The sequence below is a fragment of the Vreelandella vilamensis genome (assembly GCF_031451755.1).
GTDB lineage: Bacteria > Pseudomonadota > Gammaproteobacteria > Pseudomonadales > Halomonadaceae > Vreelandella > Vreelandella vilamensis.
Genome location: NZ_JARWAN010000005.1, coordinates 115,361 through 136,052, shown reverse-complemented (window position 1 = coordinate 136,052; position 20,692 = coordinate 115,361). Strand labels below are relative to the sequence as shown.

The 20,692-nt window shown below is 53.3% G+C and carries 19 protein-coding genes; 10 read left to right on the top strand and 9 right to left on the bottom strand.

Annotated features, from left to right (window positions below; translation table 11 throughout):
* Positions 1 to 148 precede the first annotated feature (148 nt).
* Together QC823_RS04910 and QC823_RS04905 are read left to right on the top strand one after the other, a co-directional pair.
* Positions 149 to 1,423 carry an O-acetylhomoserine aminocarboxypropyltransferase/cysteine synthase family protein gene (locus QC823_RS04910; RefSeq protein WP_309655238.1) on the top strand — a complete coding sequence of 425 codons (1,275 nt, stop codon included), beginning with the start codon at positions 149 to 151 and terminating at the stop codon, positions 1,421 to 1,423.
* 170 nt (positions 1,424 to 1,593) lie between these two features.
* On the top strand, positions 1,594 to 3,240 hold the full coding sequence (locus QC823_RS04905) for a methyl-accepting chemotaxis protein (protein ID WP_309655237.1): 1,647 nt from the start codon (positions 1,594 to 1,596) through the stop codon (positions 3,238 to 3,240).
* Here the strand turns inward: QC823_RS04905 and rarD are convergent.
* Positions 3,223 to 4,140 (bottom strand): EamA family transporter RarD, encoded by a 918-nt coding sequence (rarD, locus tag QC823_RS04900; RefSeq protein ID WP_309655236.1) that lies wholly within the window; start codon positions 4,138 to 4,140, stop codon positions 3,223 to 3,225. The genes QC823_RS04905 and rarD overlap by 18 nt on opposite strands.
* Positions 4,141 to 4,260: 120 nt before the next feature.
* Here rarD and QC823_RS04895 point away from each other — a divergent pair, with 120 nt between their 5' ends.
* Both QC823_RS04895 and QC823_RS04890 read left to right on the top strand, forming a co-directional pair.
* Positions 4,261 to 5,076: an amidohydrolase gene (locus tag QC823_RS04895; RefSeq protein WP_309655235.1), complete on the top strand. Its 816-nt coding sequence runs from the start codon at positions 4,261 to 4,263 to the stop codon at positions 5,074 to 5,076.
* Positions 5,076 to 5,780, top strand: coding sequence for a pseudouridine synthase (locus QC823_RS04890; protein WP_309655234.1), 705 nt, complete (start codon positions 5,076 to 5,078; stop codon positions 5,778 to 5,780). Before QC823_RS04895 ends, QC823_RS04890 begins: the two co-directional genes overlap by 1 nt.
* A gap of 17 nt (positions 5,781 to 5,797) precedes the next feature.
* On the opposite strand, the gene QC823_RS04885 is transcribed toward QC823_RS04890, so the two are convergent.
* From QC823_RS04885 to gloB, 6 genes are read right to left on the bottom strand one after another with little or no spacing between them, the layout of a single operon-like run.
* Positions 5,798 to 7,378 (bottom strand): ABC transporter ATP-binding protein, encoded by a 1,581-nt coding sequence (locus QC823_RS04885; protein ID WP_309655233.1) that lies wholly within the window; start codon positions 7,376 to 7,378, stop codon positions 5,798 to 5,800.
* Positions 7,371 to 8,432, bottom strand: coding sequence for an ABC transporter permease (locus QC823_RS04880; protein ID WP_422823584.1), 1,062 nt, complete (start codon positions 8,430 to 8,432; stop codon positions 7,371 to 7,373). Before QC823_RS04880 ends, QC823_RS04885 begins: the two co-directional genes overlap by 8 nt.
* A 2-nt stretch (positions 8,433 to 8,434) precedes the next feature.
* Entirely contained in the window at positions 8,435 to 9,508 is a 1,074-nt protein-coding gene (locus QC823_RS04875) for a microcin C ABC transporter permease YejB (RefSeq protein ID WP_309655231.1), read from the bottom strand.
* Positions 9,509 to 9,530: 22 nt separating this feature from the next.
* A complete protein-coding gene (locus QC823_RS04870) occupies positions 9,531 to 11,444 on the bottom strand; it encodes an extracellular solute-binding protein (RefSeq protein WP_309655230.1) in 1,914 nt (637 codons plus the stop codon).
* A 55-nt stretch (positions 11,445 to 11,499) separates the two neighbouring features.
* Complete coding sequence (locus tag QC823_RS04865) at positions 11,500 to 12,693, bottom strand: transglycosylase SLT domain-containing protein (RefSeq protein ID WP_309655229.1); 1,194 nt, start codon at positions 12,691 to 12,693, stop codon at positions 11,500 to 11,502.
* 46 nt (positions 12,694 to 12,739) lie between these two features.
* The gene (gloB, locus tag QC823_RS04860) at positions 12,740 to 13,507 is read right to left on the bottom strand and encodes a hydroxyacylglutathione hydrolase (protein ID WP_309655228.1); all 768 of its coding nucleotides are present in this window, start codon (positions 13,505 to 13,507) and stop codon (positions 12,740 to 12,742) included.
* 73 nt (positions 13,508 to 13,580) lie between these two features.
* Here gloB and QC823_RS04855 point away from each other — a divergent pair, with 73 nt between their 5' ends.
* The 4 genes from QC823_RS04855 to nudC are packed head-to-tail and all read left to right on the top strand — an operon-like array spanning position 13,581 to position 16,414.
* A complete protein-coding gene (locus QC823_RS04855) occupies positions 13,581 to 14,438 on the top strand; it encodes a methyltransferase domain-containing protein (RefSeq protein WP_309655227.1) in 858 nt (285 codons plus the stop codon).
* The gene (rnhA, locus tag QC823_RS04850) at positions 14,435 to 14,905 is read left to right on the top strand and encodes a ribonuclease HI (RefSeq protein ID WP_309655226.1); all 471 of its coding nucleotides are present in this window, start codon (positions 14,435 to 14,437) and stop codon (positions 14,903 to 14,905) included. Before QC823_RS04855 ends, rnhA begins: the two co-directional genes overlap by 4 nt.
* On the top strand, positions 14,905 to 15,633 hold the full coding sequence (gene dnaQ / locus QC823_RS04845; protein ID WP_309655225.1) for a DNA polymerase III subunit epsilon: 729 nt from the start codon (positions 14,905 to 14,907) through the stop codon (positions 15,631 to 15,633). The genes rnhA and dnaQ overlap by 1 nt, the downstream gene beginning before the upstream one ends.
* Positions 15,626 to 16,414, top strand: coding sequence for an NAD(+) diphosphatase (nudC, locus tag QC823_RS04840; protein WP_309655224.1), 789 nt, complete (start codon positions 15,626 to 15,628; stop codon positions 16,412 to 16,414). Before dnaQ ends, nudC begins: the two co-directional genes overlap by 8 nt.
* Positions 16,415 to 16,490: 76 nt before the next feature.
* Here the strand turns inward: nudC and QC823_RS04835 are convergent, their stop codons facing one another.
* Positions 16,491 to 16,802, bottom strand: coding sequence for an SCP2 sterol-binding domain-containing protein (locus QC823_RS04835; RefSeq protein WP_309655223.1), 312 nt, complete (start codon positions 16,800 to 16,802; stop codon positions 16,491 to 16,493).
* Between the two features lie 128 nt (positions 16,803 to 16,930).
* Here QC823_RS04835 and sohB point away from each other — a divergent pair, with 128 nt between their 5' ends.
* On the top strand, positions 16,931 to 17,974 hold the full coding sequence (sohB, locus tag QC823_RS04830; RefSeq protein WP_309655222.1) for a protease SohB: 1,044 nt from the start codon (positions 16,931 to 16,933) through the stop codon (positions 17,972 to 17,974).
* A gap of 33 nt (positions 17,975 to 18,007) precedes the next feature.
* Here sohB and QC823_RS04825 read toward each other — a convergent pair whose 3' ends face one another.
* Positions 18,008 to 18,328 carry an ArsR/SmtB family transcription factor gene (locus QC823_RS04825; RefSeq protein WP_309655221.1) on the bottom strand — a complete coding sequence of 107 codons (321 nt, stop codon included), beginning with the start codon at positions 18,326 to 18,328 and terminating at the stop codon, positions 18,008 to 18,010.
* Between the two features lie 303 nt (positions 18,329 to 18,631).
* Here QC823_RS04825 and QC823_RS04820 point away from each other — a divergent pair, with 303 nt between their 5' ends.
* The gene (locus QC823_RS04820) at positions 18,632 to 20,542 is read left to right on the top strand and encodes a propionyl-CoA synthetase (protein ID WP_309655220.1); all 1,911 of its coding nucleotides are present in this window, start codon (positions 18,632 to 18,634) and stop codon (positions 20,540 to 20,542) included.
* The last annotated feature ends 150 nt before the right edge of the window (positions 20,543 to 20,692 follow it).

Below are 20,692 nucleotides of genomic sequence, written 5' to 3'. Positions count from 1 at the left end.
GCGAAAGTCGTGACAATGCGATGATAACCAGACTAAACGATATTGGCCTTAACGTTGAGGCTTGTTTAGCATCGATGCAAGCAGGTTGGTATTTCAACCCTGTATATCCAGACCTTAAATATATCCAGACCCTATAAAGGAGTTATCTATGAAACGTGAAACCCTTGCTCTCCACCATGGCTACGAGCCCGACAATCAGAACGCCGTGGCGGTACCCATTCATCAAACCACCTCGTTTTCCTTTGATAATGCCCAGCACGCCGCGGATCTTTTTGACCTTAAGGTCGAAGGCAATATCTATTCGCGCATTATGAACCCAACGTGTGCAGTGCTGGAGCAGCGCGTGGCCGCGCTGGAAGGCGGCATCGCCGGGTTAGCTGTTGCGTCGGGCATGGCGGCGATTACCTACGCTATTCAGACCATTGCCGAGGCGGGTGACAATATCGTCTCCATTAGCGAGCTCTATGGCGGCACATACAACCTTTTCGCTCACACCTTGCCGCGTCAAGGCATTAACGTGCGCTTTGCGGATAAGGATGATTTTGACGGTATCGAAGGCTTGATTGATGGGCGCACGAAAGCCGTTTTCTGCGAAAGCATCGGTAACCCATCAGGCGGTGTGGTGGATATTGCCAAACTCGCTGAGATTGCTCATCGCCATGGCGTACCGGTCATCGTTGATAACACCACCGCGACACCTTTCCTGTGCCGGCCAATTGAGCACGGGGCCGATATCGTCGTGCAGTCGGCGACCAAGTATATTGGCGGTCATGGTACGACCGTTGGTGGGGTTATTGTCGATTCAGGCACGTTCCCGTGGGCAGAAAACGCCAACCGTTTTCCCCTTTTGACCGAGCCGGATGTCTCCTACCACGGTGTCAGTTATACCCGCGATGTGGGTGATGCTGCGTTTATTGCCCGTGCTCGTGTTGTTCCCTTGCGCAACATGGGGGCGGCGCTTTCGGCGCAAGCCGCTTGGAATCTGCTTCAGGGGCTTGAGACATTATCGCTGCGTATTGAACGCATTTGTGCCAATACCTTAACGGTGGCAAAGCACCTGGAAGCGCATCCTCAGGTGAAATGGGTGCACTATGCAGGACTTGAGAGCCACCCGGATCATGCTTTGGCTAAGCGCTATATGCAGGGGCATGCGTCCGGCATCCTGAGCTTTGGCATTGAAGGCGGTCAAGCCGCCGGCGAGCGTTTTTATGACGCATTGGGGCTAATTTTGCGCTTGGTGAATATTGGCGATGCCAAAAGCTGCTCGTCTATCCCGGCCTCAACGACGCATCGGCAGTTAAACGAGGATGAGCTTAAAACGGCCGGGGTAACGCCCGATATGGTGCGCTTGTCGATTGGCATCGAGCATATTGATGATTTGCTTGCCGATATTGATCAGGCGCTGGCTAAGGCTAAGGTCTAGCCGTTAATCCTAATGGATGGGAAATTCTTCCCCGAAAGTGCTACTTCCTTCCCTACAACAACGCGTTAAGCTCAGTACCGGATGCCCTGGCATCCGGTACTCCGGCATGAGCGTTGGCCACAACGCATTGCGATGAAACGCTTTCAATAACAAAAAGGTAAAGAGACGCTATGCGATTACTTTCTATTCTAGCAGCACTGGGATGCTTTTTACTGGCGATCGGTGCGCAAGTGCTAGGGGGAATTTGGGGTTATGCCGGGCTGGTGTTGGCAGCCCTAGGGGGCGCAGCTTGGGTGTTTAGTGGAGCCTTAGCGGTATACTACTCTGGCCGAGAAGGCCTTGCTCGCCATGGTTCGTGGTTGTGGCCCGTGCGTGACTATCGTTCGCTACGTAACATGGCCTATCGCCTCATGCAGCGTGCGAGCAGCACGGCGATTGCTTCGGCTGAAGTGTCCCATTACGCGGATCTGATGGACCAACGTCTCGATAAGCAAGAAACCATGGCGCGCGATGCCTCTGCTAGTATGAGCGCGATCAATGCCGCTATTGCTCAAGTCTCCACCAGCGCAAACCAGGTGGCAACGCTTTCTGACAGTGCCCGTGATGCCAGTCATCATAATCGCAGCGAACTTGATGAAGTCATTACCGAGATGATGCAGATTGCTGAACGCTCGGAGCAGGCACTTGATGCGCTTAATTCGCTTAACGATAAAATCGAGCGTGTCCGTGATGTCACGTCGATGATCGAGGGCATCGCTGAACAAACGCATCTGTTATCGCTAAACGCCTCTATTGAAGCCGCGCGGGCGGGCGAGCATGGGCGAGGTTTTGCGGTGGTCGCGGGGGAGGTGCGCAATCTAGCCCTTAAGACCTCCAATGCGACGCACAATGTTGATGAACTGGTGAAAGATATGCACCAGAGCGGTCAGAGCGTGGTCGGTACCATGGGGCATCTGATGACGCGAATCAGCGAACGCTCCGAGGGAATTCGCGGTGTAGGTAACAGTCTGGTCAATATCACGAGTGATTTCGACCAAGTACACAACGAAATTACTGGCGTTGCACAAGCCATGGAAGATACTCGGCAACACAGTCAGACGGTGGCGGATAACCTGCGTCAGTTGGAAGTGGATGTTGATGAAGGTAACCGCGATATGCACGATTTGGCTGAGCAGGCTCGAGAGCTGATGGACGCCGCTGAAAGCGTTGACGGCGAGCTGGCGCAGCAGCGGTTAAGTGGTCGTCACCAAGATATATTCCACGCCGCACGTAAAACAGCGGATCAGTTGGGTAAGTTGTTTGAACACGCACTAAAACATGGCGAGCTTTCTCAAACTGGGTTGTTTGATCCACGCTACGAGAAGATTCCAGGGACAACCCCGCCCATGTATAAAACCGCCTTTGATGAGTTTACCGATCGTCATTTACCGGCGCTTCAGGAGCCAATGCTGAAAGCGCAAGGACTAAGCTATGCGATTGCCTGTGACCGTAACGGCTATGTACCCACGCATAACAAGGCGACTAGCCGTCAACCGACCGGGGATTACGCGCACGACCTGAAATTTTGCCGCAGCAAACGTATTTTTGATGACCCTACCGGCAGGCGCTGTGGGGCGCATGAAAAAGCGCTATTGCTGCAAACTTACAAGCGTGACACCGGTGAAATTATGCACGATCTCTCAGTGCCGGTTTATGTGAATGGCAAGCACTGGGGTGGCTTTCGCGTGGGCTATCAGCCAGAGCGCGAAACCCTTGAGACCGTTATCGGTCATGATGAGGAAAGTGGCCAAGCTAAAGCGTTACCGAGTGGCCGCTAGGCGCGTATGTGATTGGTGCCAAGCCGAGTAGGAGTACAAGGCAAGACCGATCCAGATGAGTAAAAAGGTCACCAGTTGTATGGTGGAAAGTGGCTCATGGAAGACACTTAACGCGATGAAAAATTGGATGCTTGGGTTGATGTACATTAAAAAACCGAGCGTTGCCAAACGCAGCCGCCGGGCGGCGCCCGCGAATGCCATCAACGGTAGGGCAGTGATCACGCCGCTGGTGATCAACAGTGCCGTGGTGGTGGGGTCAATGGCAAAGTGCGAAAGCCCTGTTAAGCTCAGCCAGCTAAAGGCCAAAAGCGCCAGCGGGAGCAGCAGCAGGGTTTCGACAAAAAGCCCCGAAAGACCATCGAGCGGCACCTGTTTGCGAAAGAGCCCATAGGTGCCAAACGAAAAAGCCAGAATCAAACTCAACCACGGCATTTCGCCAAGTAAGGCAAATTGAATGGCAATGGCCAGTGTCGCAAGCCCCAAGGCGATTAGCTGTAAACGTGCCATGACTTCTCGCAGTACTAAGATACCGAGCGCGACGTTAACCAGCGGCGTTAAAAAATAGCCTAAACTGGCTTGGAGCACTTGTTGCGTTTCCACCGCGTAAATATAGACCCCCCAGTTCAAACCAATCAGCAGCGCACAACCCAGAACGCGACCAAGGCGCTTAGGCTTGCTAAGGGCAGCGACTACCGGCGGCCAGCGTCTTAACAGGCTAATCAAGCCGACTAAGAAAAGGCACGACCACAAAATACGGTGAATCAAGATCTCAAACGCTGGCACACCTTGAAATAACGCGAAAAAAAGCGGGAAGCAGCCCCACATCATGTAGGCGGTTACGCCAAAACCTACGCCTTTAACGGCTTCTGGATCGCGTACTGGAGTAGGTAAAGACGACATGACAACCTCGTTGGCAACAAGCGTGGGTATAAAACGGCATGAAAAAAGTGCGTGAAAAAATGCTAATCTATCACACTAACGAAACAAGACGAGCCATGGCGACAATAAAGGAGATGACCTATGCGTCAGCTAACCACCAGCTTGGTGCAGTGCGATCTCCGCTGGGAAGACCCTGCGGCCAACCACCGCCATTTAGAAACGTTGCTCGACGATTACGATGGGCGAGATACCGATGTAATTGTCCTGCCGGAAATGTTTTCCACTGGCTTTACCATGAATTCACGCGAGCAAGCCCAGCCAATGGCTGAGAGTCAAACCGTGGCATGGCTCCAAGCGCAAGCCCAAGCGCGTGACTGTGTGATGACCGGAAGCGTTGCTATCGAAGAGGGTGGCAAGTATTTCAATCGCCTGATCTGGGCCACACCCGACGGTGATTTAACCACCTATGACAAACGCCATCTGTTTCGTATGGCGGGCGAGCACGAGCGCTACGATATGGGGGAAACGCGCAAGGTGGTGAGCTGTAAAGGTGTCAGAATTCTGCTTAGCGTCTGCTACGACCTGCGTTTTCCCGTATGGCAACGCCAGCAGCCCAATGAGGGTGAGCATTTTGAGTACGATGCACTGTTATGCGTTGCCAATTGGCCGGCGCCACGTCGCCACCCTTGGCGCACGCTACTGCAGGCGCGGGCGATTGAAAACTTAAGCTATGTGATTGGGGTTAATCGGGTAGGCGAAGATGCCAAGGGAATCGCGTTTAGCGGCGACTCGATGCTGGTGGATTTTAAAGGCGAGCCACTCATTGACCGACCCGCTTATGAAGGGTTTATCGAAACCGGGACGCTGGACCTTGATGCGTTGGACGCTTTTCGCGAGAAGTTTCCCGCTTGGCAAGATGCCGACCGGTTTCAGCTATTGCCAGGAGTTGGCCAGTGATGCGACTTGACCGTTTTTTAAGTGAAACGACCCCGTTAACACGCAGTCTGGCCAAGCGAGCGCTCAAAAACGGTGAGGTTGAACTTAACGGCGAGCCCATCAAGCAAGCCGCCACGCAAATGGATCCGGATAACGATACGGTGAGATGGCAAGGCGAGCCTTTAGCGCTTGTGGGGCTGCGTTACGTGATGCTTAACAAGCCACTTGACGTGGAATGTAGCGCCCGGCGCGGCTTTTATCCCCGCGTAGTGGATTTGATCGACCTGCCCAAGGCCGAACGCTTGAAACCCGTTGGGCGCTTAGATGTGGATACCACCGGGCTTTTACTGTTAACCGATGATGGTCAGTGGGCGCATCGTATTACCTCGCCAAAGCATCGCTGCGCCAAGGTTTACCGCGCGACGCTTGCTTCACCCTTGGACGGGGCGGCGGCACAGCGTGCGGTGGAACAGGTGGCTGAGGGGTTGCTGCTAGATGGCGAGGAAGAACCAACTAAGCCCGCAACGCTAAAACTACTTAGCCCCACGGAAGCGGAGTTGACCATCACCGAAGGGCGCTATCATCAGGTGAAGCGCATGTTCGCGGCTTTAGGCAACCGAGTGGAATCACTGCATCGCGCAGCAATAGGCGAGCTTGTGCTTGACGCGAACCTTCCTCCCGGTGAGTGGCGCGAACTTACCGCCGACGAAATCGCGCTTTTTTAATTGAGTTTTTTGCCTGCCTACACCAGCTGTGCGGCACTCACGAGCCGCTTGGTGTAGTCGTGCTGGGGGGCGTTGAGCACCTCTTCGCAGGTGCCGGCCTCCAGCACTTCCCCTTCTTTCAGCACCATAATGCGGTGCGCCATGGCGCGAACCACGGCAAGGTCATGGCTAATGAACAGATAGCTGAGCTGCCGTTTTGACTGCAAATCGCGCAACAATGTGACCATTTGTTTCTGTACGGTGCGATCCAGCGCTGAGGTAGGCTCATCGAGCACGAGAAGCTCCGGTTCCAGAATGATGGCCCGAGCAATGGCGATGCGCTGGCGCTGACCGCCGGAAAACTCATGCGGGTAGCGCGCGGCGACACTCTCAGGTAGCCCCACTTCCGTTAGCGTACGATGAACGCGCTCGATGACTTCGGAATTCGAAAGGGCAGGAAAGTGAAACCGTAGCCCTTCGCTGATGATGTCGAACACCGGCATCCGCGGGGATAGGGCGCCGTAGGGGTCTTGGAACACCATTTGAAAGCGATAGCGTTCTTTCCTGAGCGCTTTGCCAGAAAGCGCATTCAGGGTGTCATCTCCCAACGTGATTTCGCCGCGGCTTTCTACCATCCGCATGATCGCAGAGGCCAGGGTTGTCTTGCCGGAGCCGGACTCTCCGACAATGCCCAAGGTTTCGCCGGGGGCGACGTATAAATCCATGGGTTTTACCGCCTCAAAAGGCGGTGGCGCGCGGCGAAAAAGACCGGCTTTAGGACGGGCAAAATTTACACTGAGCTGTTTAGCCGTAAGCCGTGGCGTGACTCGACCCAGTGGTGCTGGGCGCCCTTCGGGTTCGGCCGCGATCAGTGCCTTTGTGTAGTCGCTGGTAGGCGCCTTAAACACCTGCTCGACGGTGCCGCTCTCTTGTTCCCGACCCTGATACAGCACGCACACGCGGTCAGCATGGGCGCGCACCAGATTGAGATCGTGGGTAATAAATAGCATTCCCATGCCGTGACGGTCGCGCAGTTCGCGCAACAGGGCGAGAATTTCTTGTTGTACGGTGACATCCAGCGCGGTGGTAGGCTCGTCGGCAATCAGCAGTTTGGGTTGGTTGGCAATCGCCATGGCAATCATGACACGCTGGCGCTGCCCGCCGGAAAGTTGGTGAGGCCAGACGTCCAGAAGTTCTTCCGCGCGGGGGAGTTTGACCTGCTCAAGCAGCGTTTTGGTGTACTTTCGGGCATCGCGGCCGCTTAAGCCCTGATGCAGTTTGAGCGTTTCGCCAATTTGTTTGCCGATGCGATGAAGCGGGTTAAGTGACGTCATCGGTTCCTGAAAAATAAACCCCACTTGGTGGCCGCGAATGGCATTCCACTGTGGCCGTTTCAGCGCTTCAAGGTTCGTGCCTAAGAGAAAACGCTCGCCGCTTACGCGAGCGTTTTCGGGGAGCAGGTTCATCACGCCTAGCGCTGAAACAGATTTTCCGGAACCGGATTCTCCTACCAGTGCCAGCGTTTCTCCGGCGCTGACGTCAAAGTTTAAACCATCCACCACCGGAGTACCGTCAAAATCGACGCTAAGCTGTTTAACCGATAGCAATGCCTCAGCCATGAGGAGTCTCCTGTGGTGCAATCGCTTGCGCCGGCCGTTGCTTGACGTGACGCGGATCGAAGGCATCGCGAAGGCCTTCACCGATAAACACCAGCAGTGAAAGCATAATCGCGAGGGTCATAAACGCCGTGATACCAAGCCACGGCGCATGCAAGTTGTTCTTGCCTTGTGCCGCCAGTTCTCCCAGCGACGGTGCGCCGGGCGGTAGTCCAAAGCCGAGAAAATCCAGCGCCGTTAAGGTGCCGATGGCACCGGTAAAAATAAAGGGGATAAACGTGAGTGTGGCCACCATGGCGTTGGGGAGGACATGACGCCACATGATCAGGCGTGATGGTAACCCCATAGCCTTGGCCGCGCGGACATACTCCAGGTTGCGGGCGCGTAGAAACTCCGCGCGCACAATATCGACAAGCCCCAGCCATGAAAACAACAGCATAATGCCCAACAGCCACCAAAACCCCGGTTGCACGAAGCTTGCCAGAATAATTAGCAAAAATAGCACCGGTAGCCCCGACCAGATTTCGGTCACGCGTTGGCCGATCAAATCGATTTTGCCGCCGAAGTAGCCTTGAATACCGCCGAACAGCACGCCCATCACCAGAGAACCGGCGGTGAGGACTAGCGCAAACGCAACCGATAACCGAAAGCCGTAGATCACTCGGGCAAGCACATCGCGGCCTTGGTCGTCGGTGCCTAGCCAGTGGCGACTATCCGGCGGCGCGGGGGACGGGCGCGTCATGTGCATATCTAACGTCTGGTATGAGAAGGGAATTAGCGGCCATAATGCCCAGCCGTGATCGCGAATTTGCTCTTGAATAAACGGGTCAAGGTAGTCTGTCCGCGTGGGGAGAAAGCCATCAAACTCGGTTTCCGGGTAGTCGATTAAAAGCGGCACATACCAACTGCCGTCATACTGCATGACGATAGGCTTGTCGTTGGCGATCAGCTCGGCAAATAGGGTCAGCACAAAGAGCACGCTGAACAACCACAGCGACACATAGGCGCGGCGGTTGGCGCGAAAAGCGGCGAGGCGGCGACGGGTAATCGGCGACACGGTCATGACTCCCGGGTGGCAAAATCGATGCGTGGGTCAACCCACACATAGGTCAAATCGGAGACGAGCTTCAGCAACAAACCAATCAGCGTGTAGAGATAGAGAGTGCCAAAAATGACCGGGTAGTCACGCTGCATCACCGCTTCAAAACCGAGAAGCCCTAAACCATCGAGCGAGAAGATGACCTCGATCAGTAGGGCGCCGGTGAAGAAGATGCCCACCAGGGCCGCAGGTAGCCCAGCGATAATGATCAGCATCGCATTGCGAAACACATGACCATAGAGTATCCGCTGTTCGTCGGCGCCTTTGGCCCGTGCGGTGAGTACATATTGCTTGTGGATTTCATCCAAAAAACTGTTTTTGGTCAGCATGGTTAGCGTGGCGAAGCTGCCGATGGACGCGGCAATGACGGGCAGCGTGATATGCCAAAAATAGTCTTTGATTTTGCCCCATGTCGAGAGCTGATCAAAATCCGGCGAGGTGAGCCCGCGTAAAGGGAACCAGTCGAGATAGGTGCCGCCGGCAAACAGCACAATGAGTAAAATCGCGAAGAGAAAGCCGGGAATGGCATAGCCAACAATCACCAGACCTGAGGTCCAAACGTCAAATTTTGATCCGTGTTTGAGAGCCTTGCGTATCCCTAGCGGGATCGAGATTAAATACACTAGCAGCGTGGTCCAAAGCCCGAGCGAGATAGAAACCGGTAAGCGTTCCAGCATTAAATCGATAACCGGTCGGTCACGAAAGAAGCTGGTGCCAAAATCAAAGGTAAGATAATCCCCCATCATGCCGAAGAAGCGCTCATGCGCTGGCTCGTTAAAGCCAAACTGCTCCTCTAACTGCTCAATAAAGCGCGGGTCGACTCCTCGGGCACCACGGGAGTCATCGCTAATTTGCACGTCACCGCCGCCCATATCCAGGCGTGTGCTGGCCATGGCGTTCGCGCCTTCAAAGCGCGCCAGCATTTGGTCGATGGGTCCGCCGGGAGCGGCTTGTACGATGACAAAATTGAGCAGCATAATCCCTACTAGGGTTGGGATCATGAGTAGTAGTCGGCGTAATGTATAACGCGCCACGGCGGGGCTCCTTCAACAATTGTCAGCGACCGCTACGGCGGCTCTTGAGCTGGGCTTCGCGCTCAGTATCGACCCACCACGCGTCGAAATCCATGGCGTATTGAGGAAACGGCTTGGGATACTCGAACTTATCCCACACAGCGATGCGAGTTTCCCCAGAATGGTAATGGGGAATGACGTAAAACCCCCAGCGCAGCACTCTATCAAGTGCATGGGTGACGGTGTGAAGTTCCTCTCGGCTGTCTGCACGAATTAATTGCTCAACCAGTTGGTCAACCGCCGGGTGCGACAACCCCATCAAGTTGCGGCTTTGCGGTTGCTGTGCGGCGGCACTGGTCCAAAAATCACGCTGCTCATTGCCTGGGTTGTTCGACTGAGGAAATTGGCTGATGACCATGTCGTAGTCAAAATTACGTAGCCGATTAAGATACTGGTTGATATCGACGATACGTAACGAGGTTTGTACTCCCAGGCGCGCCATATTGCGCAGCATCGGTTGGACAACGCGCTCAAGTCCTGAGTCGTATAGCAACACTTCAAGCGTAAGCGGCTCGCCGCTTTCTTGGTGGACCAAGCGCTGCCCCTCTACGCGATAGCCCGCCTCGCGCAAAAGTGTCAACGCGCGCCGCAGGCGCTCGCGCCGCTCTTCCGGTTGGTCGATGGGCAGCGGCTGAGTAAAAAGCCTATCGGAACGGTGCGAGCCAATGAGTTCATCGCGAAACGGCTCAAGTAGCGCCAGCTCTTTTTTGCTGGGTTTCCCTGTGGCCTGCATCTCAGAATTTTGGAAAAAGCTCTTAGTACGCTGGTAGGCGCCGTAAAAGATATTGGTGTTCAACCAGGGGAAGTCGAAAGTCAGGCTCAGGGCTTCGCGTACCCTGGGGTCTTGGAATTTTGCCTTGCGTAGATTAAACACGAACGCCTGCATCGGTGAGGGGTTGACATCGGGAATGGTAATACGTTTGATCAACCCCTCATGATACGCGGGAAAATCGTAGCCGATAGCCCATGTCGCGGCGCGGGCATCGGTGCGAAAATCGGTCAATCCGGCTTTAAAGGCCTGCCAAGCAATATCACGGTCGCGGTAGTAGTCGTAGGCTAAACGGTCAATGTTATAGCGCCCAATATTGACCGGCAGGTCTTTCCCCCAATAGTTATCATCGCGCTTAAAGACGATACGCCGCCCAGGGTCGATGGTGTCGATTTGATACGGGCCAGAGCCAGGGTGCTTGGCTAGCGTTGGCGCGGTGAAATCGCGTGATTCCCAGTAATGGCGGGGCAAAATTGGCATCTGCGCGACAATCAAGGGTAGCTCACGCGAGTTGGTATCGTTGAAATTAAAGCGCACACGATGATCGTCAAGCGCGACGGCGTCGTCCACCCCCGCGTAGTAGTTACGATAGAAAGGGTTGCCTTCTTCGCGAAGTATATTAAGGGAGAAGACGACGTCGTCGGCGGTAACCGGCTCGCCGTCGTGAAAGTGTGCCTCAGGGCGCAGGTCAAACTCGATCCACTCACGCTCGGGGTCGAGGCGAACACCGCTTGCCAATAATCCATAAAGGCTAAAAGGCTCATTGGGGTTGCTGGCCATTAGCGTATCGTAAATCTGCGAGATGCCGCTTGCTGGCGTGCCGCGAATGATGAAAGGGTTGGTGGAGTCGAAGCTGCCGCCGACGGCAGTGCGGGTCATGCTTCCCCCACGGGGCGCATCAGGGTTCACGTGGGGGAAGTGCGTAAAGTCTTTGGGCAGTGACGGCATGTCGTATAGGGCTAACGCATGGCGGGTCTCAATGTTGTCATTACGACCAGACGTTTCGGCCTGCTGCTCTTGAGCCTGAGCAGAAAAAGTCCAAAAGAAGCAAATCAGCACCGCCAATCTTGGCCGCCAATGACGGGCATTGAATAACCCGGTTAAAAACGCGTTGCCAATCTGCTTCATTGGTTTCCCCGGTCACTTATCAGTACGCAATTAGCCGCTCTATGGCGGTGAAGCCCTAGGAGTCAGAAAGTGTCAGGAGCTGGCCTGGTTGGAGCGAATCAGGGCGCTCAATAGCATTTAACCGCATAATGTGTTGTTGCGTGAGGTTGTGTCGAGCCGCAATGGTGGAGAGGTTGTCGCCTCGTTCAACCCGGTATGTCGTCGGGTTGGCTGTGGCGACTTGTGCGTTTCTGTCTCCCAAGGCTAACTTGGCCATTCTCTCGGGGTTGGCCTCATTTGGTACCAACAACGTCTGCCCATGGCGTGGATTCATGGTGTCATTGAGAAGACCGGGATTGAGCTCAGCAAGAATGGACTGGTCAACGTCAAGACGTTTCGACGCTTCGCGCAGGGTGAGAGTATTACGCAAACGAACCTTGGCAAAGGCAGGCGCTATCTCAATGTCAGGGAGGATTACATTATAGCGTTCGGGGTCGGCAATAATGGTGGCAATCGCGTGCAGTTTAGGCACGTAATGCATGGTTTCGTCAGGCAACTGCAAATCCCAGTACTGGCCGCTTTTGCCATAGCTCTGTGCATCGCGTACGGCGCGGTTCACTCTACCGGCACCAGCATTATAAGCGGCTAGCGAAAGCGAAAGATCTCCCTCGTACCACTGGTCGGCTTGCATCTCAATATAATCAAGAGCCGCTTGTGTTGATGCCACGACATCTAAGCGCCCGTCGTATTGGCCATTACGTATTAAACCTAACGCATCGCCAGTGCCTGGCATAAATTGCCATAGTCCGGCTGCCCCACGGTGACTGCGCGCGCTGGGGTCAAAGGAGCTTTCAATAAAGGGGATAAGCGCAATTTCACCAGGTAAATTGCGTGCGTTAATTTGTTGAGTGATCCAAGCAAGCCACGGCGTGGCGCGCTCGGTAATCGTCGCAATATTCTCAGGGCTTGAGCGGTAATACGCTATCCACTTATCGACACGTGCTTGAGCTTGCGCTGAGAGCTGCTCATCTTGCCAGGCAAAGCTGTTCCGCAGCTGGCTCCAAGCATTTTGAGGCTCTAATGCTAGCGACTCCCAAAAGTGAGGCCTATCGTCACGGGTGGTAGCAAAATCGGCGCTAGGCGTTTTGTTGGCTAAACCAGAGATAGGTGCTGATGCCTGGCTTTGAGCACTCACGCATAGTAGCAGCGCTGTCAGAGTGGTGCTGCTAACGCTTAACAGTAAACGTTGCCGAATTGTGCGGTTCGTCATAGGCGATGTTGTGTCTTTGAAAGTTGGCTAAAAAAAATGATATTGACTAAAAACGATTTTTCCACTCACGCAGCGTGGTAAACGTTGCAAGGTCGTCATCTATTGGCCCCTGGATACTGGCGGCCTGCCGCACACTTGATGTACTCAAGCGCAAGTAGGGGTTAATGTCGAGTTCGCGTCCTATCGTGCTGGGTAGCGTGGGGCGCTCAAGTGACCGTGCCTTATCACATTCCTGCAATGCGAATTTGACGTTTTCATTTTCTGGATCGGCTTCACGGGCAAAGCGCAAATTTGCCTGCGTATATTCATGCCCAGCGAACACAAGCGTATCTTCGGGCAGGGTGGCAAAACGCTTAAGCGCTGTGTGCATTTGCTCCGGCGTGCCTTCAAATAAGCGTCCACAACCGGCGCAAAACATCACATCGCCGCAAAAGAGTAGCGGCGGTATCCCTGGCGTGAAAAAACTAATATGGTCAAGGGTATGACCCGGTGTCGCCATCACTTCAAATAGGCGCCCCATGACGCGAATTTCGTCGCCTTCGCCCACAGGGTCGCTAATGCCGTTAATTGAAGGGTTATCAGGACCAATCACCCGTGGTGCATAGCGCTTGATCAACTCATCAAGCCCATCCGTGTGGTCAGGGTGATGGTGAGTGATCAACACGGTTTCAAGGGTGAGTGACTCGCGTTCAAGTAACTCGATAACCGGAGCCGCCTCACCAGGATCCACGATACAAACGCCAGGACTGGCATCTTGTCGTAGCAACCAAATATAGTTGTCGCTTAAGGCGGGGATGGGTGTCACGCTCAGCATGCGAGATCCTTTAGATTTAGATCTAAGTATTGACGTCGTCAAAAGGCCGTTACTTTGGAGGTATGCGCCATTTATGTCAAATTCCCACACGGCTGATTCATTGACGCAGCGGCTAAAACACAGCCAGCGTTTTTGGGCGTCCGATGCAGGTAAAAAATTAAGTGAGGTTCAGCGTGCCTGCCTTGGCCCGGTAATTGAAGCGCGCACTGGCGGTCATTCTTTGGAGATGACCATGGGGCCTTCTTTATTAAACTTATCATCGGTGCCCCATGTGATTGAATGGGTACCCAGTCGCGCTTACGCCAGACAGGCATCAAGCCTTATATGCCCGCCGAGCGAGCTTGCTCTGCCCGATGGATGCCTGGATATCTGTCTCATCCATCACTGGCTAGAGCACGTTCCTGACGCCGAGAAGACCTTACAAGAAGCTGCCAGGCTCACCGCGGATCACGGTATTTTAGTGATTTTTGGCTTTAACCCGGTAGGTCTTAGCAATCTAACGCGACGGCTTTTGCCAGGCCGGCACAGTTTCCCTCGTAATGATACAAAGACGCATAGTGAGCGCGCGCACTGGCATGGCACATCACAGCTGACTCAATGGTTGGAGTCTGTCGATTTCACCGTTGAACGCGTAGACTATTGCGGTTTTTATGGCCCTTTATTTTGTTCGGCGAAAAAGTCAAGGTGTCGTGAAACATGGGAAGCGTGGGGGCGCCGCCTCAACGTTCCGTTAGGTGAAAGTTATATGATTCAAGCCAAGCGCCAACAACCTCAAGCACCCGCGCAGCGGGTCCAATTTGGTGTCAACCCGGCGGCGGCGACGCATTCTTTAGGTGTGGCGCGCGGCTCAAATCGCTTGGCAGCTGACCGAAGACAGCAACACTTGGCGAATCAATCGACGGTAGATCACAATGAGGAACCTAAGCGTTGAGCAATGAAGAAAAAACGCGCCGGCCGCAGGTAACGGTGTATACCGACGGCGCCTGCCGAGGCAATCCAGGCCCCGGCGGATGGGGTGTCGTTCTCCAAAGCGGTGAACATGAAAAGACGCTATACGGTTACGAAACGCTCACCACCAATAACCGGATGGAGCTGATGGCGGCTATTACGGCATTGCGCACGTTAAATCAATCCTGCGACGTCGCGCTTTGGACCGACTCGCAGTATGTGCGCCAAGGGATCACTCAGTGGATTCACAATTGGTTAAAACGCGGCTGGAAAACCGCCGCTAAACAGCCAGTAAAAAATGCGGAACTGTGGCAAATGCTGCACGAAGAAACCCAGCGCCACCAAGTTGAGTGGCATTGGGTGAAAGGACACAGTGGGCATCCCGGAAATGAGAAAGCGGATGCACTCGCCAATACTGCGATTGACGAGCACGTTGAAAGGAGGGCCTGATGCGCCAAATCGTCTTAGATACGGAAACCACTGGTATTGATCCGAAACAAGGGCATCGGTTGGTCGAGATTGGCGCGATCGAGATGGTAAATCGCCGTTTTACCGGTCGCACCTATCACCAGTACATCAATCCAGAGCGGCATATCGATGCTGAGGTAGTGGCTGTTCATGGGATTGATAATGAACGAGTGGCTGACGAGCCGATATTTGCACAAGTGGCCGATGCGTTTTGGGAGTTTATTCAAGACGCAGAGTTGGTGATTCATAACGCGGCGTTTGACGTTGGCTTTATCGATCACGAATTTGCCATGCTCAACCAAAAGCGCGGATCACCTGTTTTGGGGCCAGTCGCTGAGCATTGCCGCATCCTAGATACCTTAGAAATGGCGCGGCAAAAGCATCCTGGCCAGCGCAATAATCTCGATGCGCTGTGTAAGCGCTACGAGATTGATAATGGCCGTCGTGTGCTACACGGCGCGTTGCTGGACGCCGAGATTCTGGCGGAAGTGTATCTGTCGATGACGGGTGGGCAGACGGCACTTACGCTGGATGCAGGTAACCAAGGTAGCAATAAAAACGACGATGCCAGTCAAGGTCTCTCCATTCAGCGCTTAGCGTTAGAGCCAGGCCAATTGCGTGTTATTCGTCCAAGTGATGCTGAAAGTGACGCCCATCGCGCTAAGTGTGAGGCGCATCAACTAACCTGGCCTGAGGGTGCTCATGCTTAGGCGAGACATTCCTACCCAAGAGCGGGCAGGGCGAGTAATTGTGTTGGCCAAAAGCAAGCTGGCGCCCGCTTTTTTAGCTGACAGAGGTGAACTGCACACGCCACTGCAACCTTGGCAACGGTGGGATAACAGCATGCAACCGCTGTGCTACTGGGATGACGAACCAGTGGCGTTAAAAGTAATGTCTCAGCCGGAAGATAACTGGATTGACGGCCGACAGTGGATGGCCGAGTTACCGAGTCGATGGTTTAGTTTGCTAGCAACTGCGTTGCAAGTCGGTGCTTGGCTTGAAAATCACCGTTTCTGCGGACGGTGTGGTTCACCCGCGACAAAACTTGAAGCCGAATTCGCCATGCACTGCCATGCGTGCGGGCATCGTAATTATCCGCGTATTTCACCCTGCATTATTACGCTGGTGACTCACGGTGAATCGCTGTTGCTGGCGCGTAGTCCACGCTTTCCCCCCGGGCGTTATTCTACGCTGGCAGGTTTTATTGAACCTGGCGAATCGGCTGAAGAGGCTGTGCATCGCGAAGTTTTTGAAGAAGTCGGCGTACATGTAGACCAGCTTCGTTACTATCAAAGCCAAGCGTGGCCTTTCCCACATTCCTTAATGCTGGGCTTTTTTGCTGAAGCTACCACCAAGCGTATCCGTATTGATAATGTTGAAATCGCCGATGCGGCTTGGTTTTCACCACGACAGCTTCCCGCACTGCCTCCCCCTTACTCCATCTCTCGCGCATTGATTGAAGAGCACTTAACGAAGTGGCAAACAGGGTAAAACGGAATTTTAACGTCATAACGGCACTCGCTAGCGTCAGCCTAGCGCCGTTATGAGGGAGAGTATGACGAAAACATTACTCGCTAGGGAAAAGTGATGACAGTTTGGTGGCGAGCATGACGTTGCCAGTCGCTTTGAGCTTGCCAGTCATAAACGCGGTCATACCGTTGACGTCACCGTTCATAATGCCTTTCAGCGTGTCGGTGGTGAGACTGAGGCTGACAGAAGGATCGTCGTGTTCGCCTTCTTGTATATCTAGGGTGCCGTCCTGGATATGTAAGTAGTAATCACCGGCATCGGAAAAATGAAATTGAAAAACGTCATTCATGCCTTTCGCTGCTTCGGGGTGAAACCGGGATTTTAGCTTTTCTAACGTTGTTGATGACATAAGATAATACGTCCTTGGGTTTGTATGTTTAGATTATACCGAGGGTATTTTAAACAGCTGTTTTAATCAAGTGCGGATAATGGTTAGACCAGATACATGAGCACAACGTTTGTAAGAGGAGATGGCCAGTGGGCGAGTGGATAACCGAGTTAGGAACGTTTTTACTCCAGACTGTAGTGGTCGTGGCGTTAATCGGTATTGGCATCATGATCGTGATGCGAGCAAAAGAGGGAGCTGATCAATCGCTCACGCTGCGTATTGATACGTTAAATGATCAGCGCCGTTACCGGCGGCGCCGACTGAAAATGGCCGCTATCGCACCAAGTCAGCGTAAAAAATTGCTAAAAGCGTTTCGCCGAGATGATAAAACGCGCGAAAAATCGACGTCCAAAAAAAGTGAAGATAGCCCCGAGTCGCGCGTTTGGGTGCTGGATTTTCATGGGGACATCAAAGCGTCTGCCACTGAACATTTTGCTGAGGAAATTTCAGCCATAATAGAGGTGGCTGAAGCTAATGACGAAGTCGTCGTACGTTTAGAGTCGGGTGGCGGACTTGTGCACGCTTATGGCCTTGCGGCGGCACAGGTCGACCGGTTGAGGGAGGCAGGGTTAACGACCACGGTATGTATCGATAAAGTAGCGGCCAGTGGCGGTTATCTAATGGCCTGTAGCGCTACGCATATTAAGGCAGCTCCCTTTGCCGTGATCGGCTCGATTGGCGTGGTTGCCCAAGTGCCCAATATTCACCGCTTACTTAAGCGCCACGATATCGATGTAGAGCTTTTAACCGCAGGAAAATATAAGCGAACGTTGACGGTATTAGGAGAGAATACTGACGAAGGGCGTGAAAAGTTTATTGACGATCTGGAAAACACTCATCGACTTTTTAAAGCGCATGTGGCCGAGCGTCGCCCAGAAATGGATATTGAGCGTTTAGCGACTGGGGAGATTTGGTATGGCAGCGAAGCGCTAGCATGCAAGCTTATCGACAGTGTGCAAACCAGTGAAGCGTATCTTGTCGAGCGGATGCAGAAAGCAAATGTATTGCACGTGGCGTTAGAGCCGCCACAAACCATAAGCCGAAAACTGGGAATGGCCGTTTCGTATGGCATTGAACACGCGGGCACCAAAGCGCTGAGTGTGTTGGAGGCATCGCGTTGGTATAAACAGTAGTCTGAGATACAAACAGTACTCAGGGGCAAAGCGCTAGCGGCAAAATTGTGCTGCTAGCGCCTCTACAATGGCTTTTGCTCCATTACTGGTCAGCGAATAATAAATGGTTTGTGATTCTCGCCGCGTATTTACCAAGTTATCACGGCGCAAAATGGCAAGATGCTGAGAAAGCGCCGATTGGCTGAGGGAGAGCTGCTGATTGATCTGTGTGACTGATAACTCCTTTTCTAGCAGTAGACACACAATTTGCAGCCTTTTTTCATTTGCCATCGCTTTTAACAACGCTGTTGCCTTCTCGATAGTGTGGCTGTTTTGAGCCAACAAATCAGCGGCGGCGCTCTGGGGTAAGGGCATAGGAAACTCCTAGCGTACGCAGTGCAATGCGTTGTTGTATGCGTTGTTACATATCATGCTGGTATCTTTGTAATTTTCGGTAATTTAGTAAGTCTTGTCCAAAGCGCTAATTAACGTTTAATCAATGGTAGCAAACTTATGTTTGTTGACAATATGAGGGGTTTTGTACGTCTTTAGTCGCTTTTTAGCCCATAGTATGACGGATTTTTCCCTGTTTCTTTCTTAAAGTGTCAACAATCATACCAACGCTGCCACCACCGTGGCGCCGCTTACCGTTGACAAGCACTGACAGACAGGGCACATATGAGCCGTTATCAGCAAGAATTTCAGCACGCAACGCAAACGCCTGAGACATTTTGGGCAGAGCAGGCCAAGCGAATCCCATGGTTTACGCCGCCGACGACAATCCTGTCGTATGACGACCAGCAACATGCACGCTGGTTCGGTGACGGTGAAATGAATATTTCCCACGCGGCGCTTGACTACCATGTTGAACAAGGGCGTGGCGAGCAGCCCGCTATCTACTGGGATTCCCCGGTTACTCAGAAAAAAGCTACTATTACTTACTCAGAAATGCGCGATCGCGTTGCCTATTTCGCCGGTGGGCTGCAAGCACTGGGCGTTGAAAAAGGAGACCGTGTTGTTATCTATATGCCGATGATCCCGGAAGCATTGGTTGCCATGTTTGCCTGTGCTCGGCTTGGCGCAATTCATTCGGTCGTATTTGGTGGTTTTGCCCCTCACGAACTGGCAGTGCGTATTGAAGACGCGCAGCCGAAAGTTGTGGTGGCGGCTTCATGTGGCGTCGAAGTGAATAAAGTACTGCCCTACAAACCGATCATTGACCAAGCAATCGAACTGAGCGACCACAAACCCGATGCGTGTGTGGTCTATCAGCGTGAAGAGCATCTGGCAGAGCTGGGTGAAGGTGACCATGATTGGGCTGCACTCGTTGAAAAGGCGCCCTATGCCGAATGCGTACCGGTTAAAGGCACCGATCCGCTATACGTGCTGTATACCTCCGGTACCACAGGGAAACCGAAAGGGGTGGTGCGGGATACGGCGGGGTACGCGGTGGCGCTTGCGTATTCGATGGACGTGATTTATGACGTCGAACCGGGCGATGTGTTCTTTTCCGCGTCAGATGTTGGCTGGGTTGTAGGGCACTCTTATATCGTTTATGCACCGTTGCTACGCGGCTGCACCACCGTAGTGTACGAAGGTAAGCCAGTAAAAACGCCGGATGCCGGTGCTTTTTGGCGTTTAATCGAAGAGTACAAGGTGAAAAGCTTCTTCACCGCACCGACCGCCTTCCGGGCGATCAAAAAAGAAGATCCCGATGCTAAACTGTTGGAACAATACGATATCAGCAGTTTGAAAAATCTCTATTTGGCAGGGGAACGTCTCGATCCGCCTACGTTCCACTGGCTTGATGATCTGCTTGACGTGCCCGTAATCGACCACTGGTGGCAAACCGAAACTGGCTGGCCTATCGCCGCTAACTTGCCTGGCCTTGAGCCGATGCCAACCAAGGCTGGTTCAGCCACTGTCCCGGTGCCGGGTTTTGACGTGCAAATTCTTGATCGTGATGGCGAACAGGCTCAAGCCATGGAGCAGGGCAGTGTGGTGATCAAGCAGCCGATGCCACCGGGTTCTCTGGTCGGCGTTTGGGGTGATCCACAACGCTTTCATAGCGCCTATATGGCAGCTTTCCCCGGCTACTATTTAACCGGTGATGGCGGTTATTTTGACGAAGACGGATATCTTTTCATCATGGGGCGCACCGATGATGTCATCAACGTTGCCGGGCACCGTCTCTCTACCGGTGAAATGGAAGAAGTGGTGGGTGCCCATCCGGCCGTGGCCGAATGCGCGGTGATTGGTATTCACGATGAGCTTAAGGGCCAGTTGCCAGTAGGGTTGGTGATCCCTAAGGATGGATTTGATGGCGATGAAGCCACACTGGAAAAAGAGCTAATCGCACGTGTGCGTGATCAGATTGGCCCGATTGCTTGTTTCAAGCAGGTGCTGGTCGTTAACCGCTTGCCCAAGACGCGTTCAGGTAAAATTTTACGTAAGTTGCTGCGCAATATTGCCGACGGTAAAGAGTTTGGCGTGCCGTCGACCATTGATGACCCAACCAGCTTAGAAGATGTGCATGGCGCCATGCGCGATCGCTCTGTTGGAGCATCGGATAAAGCTACACCGGTGTAAAAATATCATCTTATTGCAAGCTAAGCCGCCGAATCTCCCCCTTCGGCGGTTTTTTTATACCGTTATCTTTATTAACGCTTTTAGTCACTTGAAATCTTATAAATTACTAGACAGCAAGTAGATTCCAAAAGTCAGACGCGTATAATGCCC

Bases quoted from the DNA above. Each gene is read 5' to 3' on its own strand.
- QC823_RS04910 (WP_309655238.1), top strand. From the start codon at position 149: ATGAAACGTGAAACCCTTGCTCTCCACCATGGCTACGAGCCCGACAAT.
- QC823_RS04905 (WP_309655237.1), top strand. From the start codon at position 1,594: ATGCGATTACTTTCTATTCTAGCAGCACTGGGATGCTTTTTACTGGCG.
- rarD (WP_309655236.1), bottom strand. From the start codon at position 4,140: ATGTCGTCTTTACCTACTCCAGTACGCGATCCAGAAGCCGTTAAAGGC.
- QC823_RS04895 (WP_309655235.1), top strand. From the start codon at position 4,261: ATGCGTCAGCTAACCACCAGCTTGGTGCAGTGCGATCTCCGCTGGGAA.
- QC823_RS04890 (WP_309655234.1), top strand. From the start codon at position 5,076: ATGCGACTTGACCGTTTTTTAAGTGAAACGACCCCGTTAACACGCAGT.
- QC823_RS04885 (WP_309655233.1), bottom strand. From the start codon at position 7,378: ATGGCTGAGGCATTGCTATCGGTTAAACAGCTTAGCGTCGATTTTGAC.
- QC823_RS04870 (WP_309655230.1), bottom strand. From the start codon at position 11,444: ATGAAGCAGATTGGCAACGCGTTTTTAACCGGGTTATTCAATGCCCGT.
- QC823_RS04865 (WP_309655229.1), bottom strand. From the start codon at position 12,693: ATGACGAACCGCACAATTCGGCAACGTTTACTGTTAAGCGTTAGCAGC.
- gloB (WP_309655228.1), bottom strand. From the start codon at position 13,507: ATGCTGAGCGTGACACCCATCCCCGCCTTAAGCGACAACTATATTTGG.
- QC823_RS04855 (WP_309655227.1), top strand. From the start codon at position 13,581: ATGTCAAATTCCCACACGGCTGATTCATTGACGCAGCGGCTAAAACAC.
- dnaQ (WP_309655225.1), top strand. From the start codon at position 14,905: ATGCGCCAAATCGTCTTAGATACGGAAACCACTGGTATTGATCCGAAA.
- nudC (WP_309655224.1), top strand. From the start codon at position 15,626: ATGCTTAGGCGAGACATTCCTACCCAAGAGCGGGCAGGGCGAGTAATT.
- QC823_RS04835 (WP_309655223.1), bottom strand. From the start codon at position 16,802: ATGTCATCAACAACGTTAGAAAAGCTAAAATCCCGGTTTCACCCCGAA.
- QC823_RS04825 (WP_309655221.1), bottom strand. From the start codon at position 18,328: ATGCCCTTACCCCAGAGCGCCGCCGCTGATTTGTTGGCTCAAAACAGC.
- QC823_RS04820 (WP_309655220.1), top strand. From the start codon at position 18,632: ATGAGCCGTTATCAGCAAGAATTTCAGCACGCAACGCAAACGCCTGAG.